The organism is Gordonia sp. (in: high G+C Gram-positive bacteria) (genome assembly GCF_052106715.1).
In the GTDB taxonomy this organism is placed as follows: domain Bacteria; phylum Actinomycetota; class Actinomycetes; order Mycobacteriales; family Mycobacteriaceae; genus Gordonia.
In genome coordinates, this window is the sequence record NZ_JBQEDL010000029.1 from 1 (window position 1) to 10,525 (window position 10,525).

11 protein-coding genes are annotated in these 10,525 nt (G+C 67.0%); 9 read left to right on the forward strand and 2 right to left on the reverse strand.

What is annotated here, in order from left to right; genetic code table 11:
* Positions 1–206 precede the first annotated feature (206 nt).
* A complete protein-coding gene (locus ACTIMF_RS14220; RefSeq protein WP_442350950.1) occupies positions 207–668 on the reverse strand; it encodes a hypothetical protein in 462 nt (153 codons plus the stop codon).
* Positions 669–818: 150 nt separating this feature from the next.
* On the opposite strand from ACTIMF_RS14220, the gene ACTIMF_RS14225 reads away from it, so the two are divergent.
* A complete protein-coding gene (locus ACTIMF_RS14225) occupies positions 819–1,772 on the forward strand; it encodes an aldo/keto reductase (protein ID WP_442350951.1) in 954 nt (317 codons plus the stop codon).
* 19 nt (positions 1,773–1,791) lie between these two features.
* Here the strand turns inward: ACTIMF_RS14225 and ACTIMF_RS14230 are convergent, their stop codons facing one another.
* On the reverse strand, positions 1,792–3,006 hold the full coding sequence (locus tag ACTIMF_RS14230; protein ID WP_442350952.1) for an MFS transporter: 1,215 nt from the start codon (positions 3,004–3,006) through the stop codon (positions 1,792–1,794).
* Between the two features lie 72 nt (positions 3,007–3,078).
* On the opposite strand from ACTIMF_RS14230, the gene ACTIMF_RS14235 reads away from it, so the two are divergent.
* The 8 genes from ACTIMF_RS14235 (at position 3,079) to ACTIMF_RS14270 (ending at position 10,524) form a co-directional block, all read left to right on the forward strand.
* Entirely contained in the window at positions 3,079–3,999 is a 921-nt protein-coding gene (locus tag ACTIMF_RS14235; protein WP_442350953.1) for a LysR family transcriptional regulator, read from the forward strand.
* A 119-nt stretch (positions 4,000–4,118) separates the two neighbouring features.
* Entirely contained in the window at positions 4,119–6,146 is a 2,028-nt protein-coding gene (locus ACTIMF_RS14240) for an ArnT family glycosyltransferase (RefSeq protein ID WP_442350954.1), read from the forward strand.
* A gap of 117 nt (positions 6,147–6,263) precedes the next feature.
* Positions 6,264–6,608, forward strand: a complete 345-nt coding sequence (locus tag ACTIMF_RS14245; RefSeq protein WP_442350955.1) for a YciI family protein — start codon at positions 6,264–6,266, stop codon at positions 6,606–6,608.
* Between the two features lie 17 nt (positions 6,609–6,625).
* Positions 6,626–7,867, forward strand: coding sequence for an RNA polymerase sigma factor (locus ACTIMF_RS14250; protein WP_442350956.1), 1,242 nt, complete (start codon positions 6,626–6,628; stop codon positions 7,865–7,867).
* A gap of 4 nt (positions 7,868–7,871) precedes the next feature.
* Complete coding sequence (locus ACTIMF_RS14255; RefSeq protein WP_442350957.1) at positions 7,872–8,909, forward strand: PQQ-dependent sugar dehydrogenase; 1,038 nt, start codon at positions 7,872–7,874, stop codon at positions 8,907–8,909.
* A 29-nt stretch (positions 8,910–8,938) separates the two neighbouring features.
* Positions 8,939–9,589, forward strand: coding sequence for a histone deacetylase (locus ACTIMF_RS14260; RefSeq protein WP_442350958.1), 651 nt, complete (start codon positions 8,939–8,941; stop codon positions 9,587–9,589).
* Positions 9,590–9,599: 10 nt separating this feature from the next.
* A complete protein-coding gene (locus tag ACTIMF_RS14265) occupies positions 9,600–9,995 on the forward strand; it encodes a hypothetical protein (protein WP_442350959.1) in 396 nt (131 codons plus the stop codon).
* Positions 9,996–10,161: 166 nt separating this feature from the next.
* Positions 10,162–10,524: an NADH-quinone oxidoreductase subunit A gene (locus tag ACTIMF_RS14270; protein WP_442350960.1), complete on the forward strand. Its 363-nt coding sequence runs from the start codon at positions 10,162–10,164 to the stop codon at positions 10,522–10,524.
* The last annotated feature ends 1 nt before the right edge of the window (position 10,525 follow it).

Here is a 10,525-nt window from a genome sequence, read left to right on the forward strand (position 1 = left end):
AGCACCAGGTTGTGATCCTGGGTGTCGCGGGTTCGAGTCCCGTCAGCCACCCCGATGGGAAATACGCCCCACCTGCAGAAATGCAGGTGGGGCGTTACTTTTTTCATGCAACGAGCCAGGGTTCTGCCGCATTCGCAGGATCGACGGATGCGCCGGATCCGTGTTGTCGACCAGGATGGACGCGCGTGCCGCCGGCTCGCGCTCGTTCAGATCGGTCCGGCACGCAGCCATGTACCGAGACTCGAACGCCCGTCGTGCCTCACCCTGTCCACCGAATCGTTCCGCGTCGCATCGAACACCACGATCGCATCGGCCACCGTGACCGCGGTCTGGCCCGTCACGACCTCGTCTGTCTGAAGGTCGTGGACTTTTGTCGCATACCGCCTGTCTCCGCCGGGACCCAGCGGGAGGAGGACACGGTCGGCCAGCGAGCCGAAGTCGTAGGCGTGCTCGTAGTAGCCGCGCGCAGAGTCTGCGCCCTGCTCTCGATGTCGACGAGCCCTGACGTGGTGAAAGCCGTCGGAATCGATGAAAACGACCGTGCGACCTCGGTCCTGAATCGCTCGAACGAGGGACTTGGCGAAAGTGGATTTTCCCGCCCCGCACACTCCATCGACGCCGACCCGCCACGGGTGCTCGCTCGTCGTGGTCGCGATCGCGCTTCGCAATACCCCACAGACTTCGGCACTCGTCTTCGGCCATACGCCGAACGGAAGTGCCAGATTCTTCGCGGCGGGTATTCGACTTCCGTCAGCCCCCCCCGGTTCGCAGCGATGTTGCACCATGGAGGTGACATACCCGAGCGTCCGGAGGCATTCATGACGAACACCGATCCGAACTTCCCCGCCGTCGCGCTTGGCACGTGGGCGTGGGGCGACAGCGGCGAGTCCGGCGACGGGATCTTCGGCAGTCGAATCACCGAGCCCGATGTGCAGGAGATCGCCGACCGCGCGCAGTCGAGCGGCTTGACCTTATGGGACACGGCCGCGATCTACGGAATGGGCCGGTCGGAGACGGTGCTCGCCCACGCGTTGCGCGACTATCCCCGGGACGAGTATCAGATCTCGACGAAGTTCACTCCACGCATCGCAGGCGACGGCGAGAACCCCGCAGCCGACATGCTCGAAGAGAGCCTCGCGCGGCTCGGCACCGATTACATCGACCTGTACTGGATCCATAGCCCCGCAGACGTGGCGCGATGGACTCCCCACCTGATCCCGCTCCTACAATCAGGCACAGTCAAACGCGTCGGCGTGTCCAATCACAACCTCGCCGAGATCAAGCTCGCCGCCGAGATCTTAGGCGAGGCGGGCTTCCGCGTCGACGCCGTCCAGAACCACTACAGCCTCCTGTACCGCAATTCCGAACGCGCCGGAATCCTCGACTACTGCACCGAACACGACGTCAGCTTCTTCTCGTACATGGTGCTTGAGCAGGGTGCGCTCACCGGGGTGTACAGCCCTGATCATCCGTTGCCGGAGGGCAGCAACCGGGCGTCCATCTACAACACGATGCTCCCGCATCTGAAGTCGCTGACCGACCTGCTCGCGTCCATCGGGAACGGCAAGGATGCATCGGCAGCCGACGTCGCAACCGCATGGGCGATCGCGAAGGGGACCATTCCGATCATCGGAGTGACGCGACCCGAATACATCGGCGACGCCGTCAGCGCGAGCGGTCTCACGCTGAGCCGCGCGGAGATCGACGAGATCGAGACACTCGCCGACAGCATCGGCGTCGACACCCGCGGCGCGTGGGAGAACGAGATCTAAATCGTGGCTCCCCGGCGGCTTACCCCGCTCGCAGCGCCACGGCCGCACATACGCCGGCACTCACGGCGAGTCCGACGACGACGAGCGCCGTCGCATTCCACCCGACGTGTGCGAACACGATGCCGCCCACCCAACCGACGACACTCGAGCCTGCGTAATAGAAGAGGTTGTACAGCGACGCCGCCTGTGCCCTGCCTACGCGCGCACGCTCGGCCGACCAGCCGGACGCGACTGAGTGGGCGCCGAAGAACCCGACGGTCAAGACGACGAGTCCGACGATGATCACCGGAAGCGAGTCGACGAGAGTGATCAGCACGCCGACGACCATGATCGCGATCGACACGAGGAGCACCGGAAGTCGTCCACGCGTGGAGGCGACGACGCCCGCGCGGCGCGACGACCAGGTTCCCGAGAGATAGGCGAAGAAGAGCAGCGCGATCAGGGAACTCGACAGGAGGAACGGCGGAGCCTGCAACCGGAACGACAGATAGTTGTACACCGTCACAAAACCGCCCATCAGCAAGAAGCCCTGCGCATACAGGACGAGCATCGCGGGATCTCGCAGATTGACCCACAGCACGCGTGCGAGCGAGTTGCGATCCTCACCTCGGACCCTGCGGAACCCACGCGGCGTCGGCGTCAACAGCATGAACGCGGTCGCGGCCAGCGCCGACAAGACCACGACGGAGCCGACGCCCCATCGCCAATCGAACAGCTCCGCGAACGGGGCCGCGACGATCCGACCAGACAGCCCGCCGACCGTCGTCCCGGCGATGTAGGTCCCCGCGGCCACCGGGGTGTACGCCGGCGCTATCTCCTCCTGCAGGTAGGTCATCGCGAGCGCAGGCAGGCCGCCGAGCGCGGCCCCCTCGAGTGCCCGGAGGACGAGAACCCCGGTGAAACTCGGGCACAGCGTCACCGCGAGCCCGAGCGTGGTGGCGGCGATCAACGACCACCGCATCGCGGACAGTCGGCCGACGCGGTCCGCGACGACCGACCACGGCAGCACCGCGGCGGCCAGACCGAGGGTGGCCACCGAGATCAGCAGAGCCGACTGGTCCGGTGTGACCTGCAACGACGTCGAGATCTCAGGGAGGATGCCCTGCGGCGAGTACAACTGCGCAAAGGTCGCGACCCCGGCGCACGCCAGAGCAAGCAGGATCCGACGATATTCGCGCGAGTCCTTCGGGTGTCCGTCCCAGGTCGATGTGTTCGCATGAACTGTCTCCGTCACGTCCTTCGACGCTACGAGGATCAAAGACATACCACTAATGCATGACTCGATTCGTTCACATACCATTTCGCTATGGAAGAGGTGACGACGTCGACGTTGCGCGAGATCCTGTCCGACCTGCCGTACCTGATCGCCGTCGACGAGACCGGCGGCGTGACGGCTGCGGCCGACGAACTCGGCGTGCCACAACCGACGGTCAGCCGGGGGCTCCGCAGACTCAGTGAGCGGCTCGGGACTCCGATGCTGGTCCGCGACGGACGTGGTGTCGGGCTCACCCCCGAAGCCGCCGCGCTCGTCCCCTATGCGTATCGGGCCGTCGACGCGGTCAGATCGGGTGTCGAGTCGACTGGTCGGCGCGCCGACGAACGAGCCAACACGGTGTCATTGGCGTTCCAGAACGATATGGGGCGCGTCGTCGTTCCCGCGCTGTTACGGGCCGTCCTCGCGCTACGTCCCGACACTCGTTTCGATCTGCGGCAGGGATCGCGGACCCTCTGCACTGATGCGTTGGAATCGGGCGACGTCGACGCCGCAATCGTTTCGCCGCCGTACGCAGGCGAGTCGGATGTGCAGACGACCCGGCTGTTCGCCGAGCCGCTCGTCCTCACCGTTCCGGCGAGCCACCGATTCGTCGGCCGGTCCCGGATCCACCTCCGGGAGCTGAGCGGGGAGCACATGCTCCAACTGCGTGCCGAGTTCGGGCTCCGCGGCCACGTCGACGCGCTTCTCGCCGATGCGGGCGCCGAACCGGATCGTGGATTCGAAGGCGAGGATCTGCACACGCTCCGCGGCCTGATCGCCGTCGGCCTGGGAGTCGCGGTCCTGCCGCCTGCCGCTCCCACGCCGGCGGGGATCGTCGAACTGCCGATCGCCGATACTGCCGCGCAGCGCGAGATCGGCATCTCGTGGCCACGTAATGTCACGTTCTCCCCTGCCGCCCGGACCACGATCGACGTCGCAGCACGCACGTCGAGTTGGCTGCCGCGCAGCTGACCGCCGCGTCGGCTAGGGCCTCCGGCGTTCACAGGAATCCCGCAGCTGCATCCCAGCGTTGCCGGATCCTGCTCGCGCATCCTCGGTAGTCGATGAGGTATCAGAGAGGACAACTACCGATGACCGCACTACTCGACCGACCGGCGCCTGGGCCGGCCACCGACGACCACCCTCGAGACGAGAAGACGCCCCGCGCCCCCGGATGGTGGGGTAGACCCGCCCTGATCGGATTGCTCGTCGTCACCGGCGCTCTGTACATGTGGAATCTCGCGGCGGGCGGTTATGCGAACACCTTTTATGCGGCGGCGGCCCAAGCCGGGTCGCAGAGTTGGACTGCGTGGTTCTTCGGCGCACTCGACTCGTCGAACTTCATCACGGTCGACAAGCCGCCCGCCGCACTGTGGGTGACCGGCCTGTCCATCCGGATGTTCGGCATGAACAGCTGGGCCGTCCTCCTACCCCAGGCGTTGATGGGTGTCGCCGCCGTCGCACTCGTCTACGCCGCGATGCGACGGACGATCGCCGATCGCGTCCACGGCACAGCCGCAGGCCTCATCGCGGGCGCGGTGCTCGCGTTCACGCCCGCGGCAGCGCTGATGTTCCGCTTCAACAACCCGGACGCTCTCCTGGTGCTGTTGATGGTGGCCGCCGGGTACGCCCTGACTCGTGCGATAGCGACCAATTCCGCACGGTGGCTGGCGCTGGTCGGCGTCGCACTCGGCTTCGCGTTCCTGACGAAGATGCTGCAAGGACTCCTCGTACTGCCCGCTTTCGGTCTCGCCTATCTCCTGTTCGCGAACAACTCGTGGCTCAAGCGTGTCGGCCAGCTCGCGATCGCCACAGCGTCACTGATCGTGTCGGCGGGCTGGTTCGTCGTCGCCACGATGATCGTCCCGGCATCTGCCCGCCCCTACATCGGCGGATCGACGGACAACACCTTCATGGATCTCGTCCTCGGATACAACGGTATCGGCCGCATCAGCGGCGGCGAGGGACCCGGCGGTGGTGGCGGCATGGGCGGCGGTGCCGCGGGCAGTTCGTTCGGCGGCGCGACAGGACTGTCACGCTTGTTCGGATCGGAGATGGGCAACGAGATCTCCTGGCTCCTGCCCGCAGCGATCATAGCGCTCGTGTTCGCCGCGTACCTCGGGGGCCGGACGGTGCGACGACGCCCGTTCGACGGCGGCCTGTCACGCGTCGAAGGCGCTGCTGTCGTGGCGTGGGGCGGCTGGCTGATCGTCACTGCACTCGTGTTCAGCTTCATGAGCGGCACCATTCACCCGTACTACACGGTGGCGCTCGCCCCGGCGATCGCCACGCTCATCGGTCTGATTGCGGTGTTCGCATGGCGTCGGCGCAATCAGTGGGACGGACGCCTGGCGACCTCTGCGATGGTGGCCGCCGCGGCCGCATGGTCGGTAGTCCTGTTGAACCGCAACGACTTCGGCCCGGTTTGGTGTCGCTGGCTGGTCGGCACAGTAGCGCTCGTCGCGATCGTCGTCCTGCTCGTCGGCGGACCGCTCGGATGGCGCAAGATGGTCGGCGCCGCGATCATCGCGGGCTCGCTCGCCGGCTTTGGCGGGACGGCTGCGTTCTCGATAGCCACTGCGGCGACCGCCCATCAGGGTTCGATCCCGACCGCAGTCGAGACCTCTCTCGAGACCGGCGGCATGGGCCCCGGCGGGGGTGTTCACGGCGGGCGTGGTCACGGCGCGGCCGGTCCGGGCGGCGCACCCTCGGGTATGCCGACCGATGGCTCGCAGCGTCCCGGAGACGCCGCAGGCGGCGGACCCGGGGGCGGAGGACCCGGAGGGGAAGGCATGTCCACGAACGCTGAACTCGCCGCACTGCTGCGAACCACATCGACGAAGTGGGCGGCTGCGACCAACGGTTCGCAGTCTGCTGCAGGCATCGAGATCGCTACCGGCAAAGCTGTGATGGCCATCGGCGGGTGGAGCGGCGATCCCGCACCGACGCTCGACCAGTTCAAGGCGTACGTGAAGTCCGGCAAGGTCGCCTACTATATCGGCTCGGGTTCGGGCGGCGGACGCGGCGGGCCGGGTGGAAACTCCGAGATCTCGACCTGGGTGGCAGCCAACTTCACTGCGACGACGGTCGGCGGGACCACGGTGTACAAACTGAACTGACTTAGCCAGATCGAATCAGTCGGAAATTGTTCTCTCCGCATCTGTCGATTTCGGCGTATCCCATCCGTCACCATGGTGTCGGACCGATCGGGTTCGACGAATCACCAAGGAGGAAACATGAAGTACGCATTGCTTCTCATGGGACACGTCGACGACCCCGCGTGCGGCGACGACGGCGGCGCGAAGCCGGAAGAGTTCTTCGCCTTCGACCAGGAGATCACCGCTGCCGGCGTGGTCGTGAGTTCGTTCGCATTGGAGGACGAGCGGGTCGTCGTACACACCGATGAGTCCGGTGAACGCGTCGTCGCCGCATCCGGCCCGTTCGCGGAGGTGCAGGAGTTCGTCGGCGGTGGCTACATCATCGACGTCCCCGACGTCGACGAGGCGATCTCGTGGGCCCGGCGCAGCCCGGGGTCGGCACCGGGCGGACACGTCGAGATCCGCCCGCTCGCCCCGTACTGACCAGGCAGCTCTGACTGATGAATCACGAGACGCAGCAGGCGCTGGCGGCCGTCGACCGAGACGACCGCTCGCGCCTGCTCGCGGCGTTGACCCGCCGGTTCGGTGATCTCGACCTCGCCGAAGACGCACTCCAAGACGCCTTCACGAAGGCCCTGACCTCGTGGCCGACGTCTGGTGTCCCCGACTCCCCGGCGGCGTGGCTGATGACGACGGCCAAGCGCAAGGCTCTCGACGTCGTCCGACGCGATGCGGTCCTGGCGACCAGGCTCGCCGAACTGCACATCGAGTCGACGCGGCGCTCACCCACGCCCGAACCGACCGATCGCGCCTTGATCCCGGACGATCGGCTCGGCATGTTCTTCGCGTGCACGCATCCGGTGCTGCGACCGGAGGATCGGATCGCGGTGACGCTCCGCTTCGTCGGCGGACTGACCACGCCCGAGGTGGCTCACGCACTGCTCGTGCCGACGCCGACGGTCCAACAGCGAATCGTTCGCGCCAAGAAGCGAATCCGATCCCTGAGCGTTCCCTTCACCCCGCCGGAGGCCGACGACCTGCCAGATCGTCTGGGCGCCGTCCTTCGCGTCGTCTACCTGATGTTCTCCGAGGGCTTCGTTCGCTCCACCGGCGACGCGCACGTTAGCGACGACCTCGCCGATGAGGCGATCCGGCTGGCCAGGATCCTGCACGGGTTGCTCCCCCGCGCCGAGACCAGCGGCCTGCTCGCCCTGCTCCTGCTCACCCACGCACGGCGACCGGCCCGACTCGCCGCCGACGGGTCACCGGTGCCGCTCGCCGATCAGGACCGGACGCTGTGGGACCGGCTGCTGATCAACGAAGGAGTCGACCTGGCCGAACGCGCGGCGGGATCGGCCGACGCCGGGCCGTATGCGGTGCAGGCGTCGATCGCCGCCGTCCACGCCGAAGCTGCTGCCGCCACCGATACTGACTGGCAACAGATCGCCGTCCTCTACCGCATTCTCGAGAGCTTCGACCCGGGTCCGGTGGTCCGTGTCGGGCGGGCAGTCGCGGTAGGACGGGCCTTCGGCGCCGACCGCGGACTGCAGATGCTCGACGCGCTCGCGACTGATCCTGTGCTCGAGAAGTACCGCGGCTATCACATCGCGCGCGCCATCACGCTCGCCGAACTCGACGACCACGACGGCGCGACCGCCGCATACCGTTGCGCCCTCGACCTTCCGGGAAACAACGCCGAGGACGTCTTTCTGTCGGCTGCGCTCGACTCCGACATACCCTGAGGACATGAAGCGGAGTGCACTCGCCCTGGCCGTGTCCGTCCTCGCCCTCGCACCTGCGGCTTGCGCCGACGACGAACCGCGCACCCGTCCGACGTCTGCAGTGCGCGCAGACTCCGTCGTCGCCGAGGACCTCGACTCGCCCTGGTCGATCGCCTTCTACGGCGAGACTCCCCTGGTCAGCGAACGGGATTCAGCGCGCGTTCTGGAGCTGGACGCTGCCGGTACGCCACGGCAGGTCGCCGTGATCGACGACGTCGAACCGTCCGGCGAGGGCGGACTGCTCGGCATCGCCGTCCACGACGGCTTCCTGTACAGCTACTTCACCGCCGATGATGAGAACCGAGTGGAGCGGTTCCCGATCTCCGGCGACGAAGGCGGGCTCACGCTCGATGAGCCCGAGGTAATCGTCGACGGGATCCCGGCGGCGTCCAACCACAACGGCGGGCGGATCGCCTTCGGCCCCGACGCCATGCTCTACGTGACGACCGGCGACGCAGGCGAGAGTTCGGCGGCACAGGACCGTTCTTCGCTGTCGGGCAAGATCCTGCGCCTGACACCCGACGGCGCCGTCCCCGACGACAATCCCTTCCCCGGCTCACCCGTCTACAGCCTCGGTCACCGCAATGCGCAGGGCATCGCGTGGGCCGACGACGGCACGATGTATGCCTCCGAATTCGGACAGGACACGTGGGACGAGTTGAACGTGATCGAGCCGGGCCGCAACTACGGCTGGCCCGAGGTCGAGGGAATCGCCGGCCGCGAAGGATATGCCGACCCGGTGCAGCAGTGGGAGCCTTCGAACGCGAGTCCGAGTGGCATCGCGGTGGTCGGCGACGAGATTCTGATCGCGAATCTGCGTGGCGAGAGCCTGCGCCGCGTTCCGGTGTCGGCGCTCGACACCTCGCCCGAGACGATGACCGACCTCGGCAGGCTCCGCGACGTCGCGGTGGCCCCGAACGGCGAGATCTGGGTCGTCACCAACAACACGGACGGCCGCGGCGACCCCGCCGACGGCGACGACCGGATCGTGCGTGCGGGGTAGGCCCAGCGCGGGGAACTAACGTGCAGGGCATGCCCGACGACACGACCCACCTCTGGTACGTCAGCTATGGCTCCAACCTGTGCACGGACCGACTCGCCTGTTACCTGCAGGGCGGTCGGCCCGAGGGCGGCCTGCGGACGTATCCGGGAGCGCGCGACGCCACCGAGCCACTCGATACCCGCGCGACGATGCTGCCCGGCCGGATCTTCTTCGCCGGACAGTCCCGGACGTGGGGCGGAGGCATGGCCTTCTACGACCACGAGAGGCCCGGGCCGGCGCCCGCAGGCGCGTATCTGATCTCGATCGAGCAGTTCGCCGACCTCGCTGCACAGGAGTCCGACCGCGAGCCGACTGCCGACACTCCGCTCGAAGCGGCCCTCCGTGACCACACGATCCTCCAAGCGGACGGGGACGCCCACGCCGTCGACGACGGCCTCTATTCGCGCTTGGTGCGAGTCGGCACGATCGACGAACTGCCCGCTCTCACGGTCACGGCGATTCCCGGCATCGGCGACGTCGACCACACCCGGCCGAGCGAGCCATACCTCGCGATGATCGGCCGCGGCCTGCGCGAGACCCACGGCTGGGACCATGACGCGGTGCAGCGGTACCTTCAGTCGTGCATGGAGTCGACTCCCGTGTTGGCTATTCCCCACCGTCGAGCCTCCCGGCGACGTTAGGGTCGGATCCGTGAGCTCCTCCGCAGATCGCGTCACCTTCCGCGTCCTCGTCTACTCGGATGATTCGGGCACGCGTCGCGAAGTGATTACCGCCCTCGGGACCACGCTTCACCCCGATCTGCCCGACCTCGAATTCGTCGAAGTGGCGACGGCGCCCATGCTGTTGAAGCGTCTCGACGACGGTGTCGTGGACGTCGCGATCCTCGACGGCGAGGCCGCTCCGGCAGGCGGCATGGGGATGGCCAGACAGGTCCGTGACGAGTACGAGCCGTGCCCGCCGCTGGTGGTGCTGATCGCCCGCCAGGCCGATCGGTGGCTGGCCGGCTGGTCGCGTGCCGACGCGGTCGCAGGCGTCCCGGTCGACCCGATGGAGCTCTCGCGCACGCTCGTCGACCTTCTGCGCTGACACCGAAGTCACGTTCTCCCAGCGCATACGCCTCGGCGCGCCGGGATAGCCGAAACCTCCCACGGCACACACCATTCCGTGAGTAGTGTGTGGTTAAAGTCACAAAAACCGATCGACGCCGAAGGCAGCCCCTACGACGCCGTCGAGACAGTGGAGGGCTTGAAGAATGAACGCGTACGGACCGGTCCTGGTACTCGCTGCGATCGCCTCTGCTTTCGCCGTCGTGTCCGTGATCATCGCGTCCGTCGTCGGACCTCGTCGTCGCAACGCCGCGAAACTCTCCGCGTACGAGTGCGGCATCGAACCGCTTCCGCCTGCTGCGGACCTCGTCCAGCGCTTTCCGGTGAAGTACTACCTGACGGCGATGCTCTTCATCATCTTCGATATCGAGATCGTCTTCCTCTACCCGTGGGCGGTCGCGTCGGAGAGCCTCGGCTGGTTCGGGCTCATCGCTGTCGCCCTGTTCATCGTCAACGTCTCCGTCGCCTACGCCTACGAGTGGCGGCGCGGCGGACTCAGGTGGGATTGAT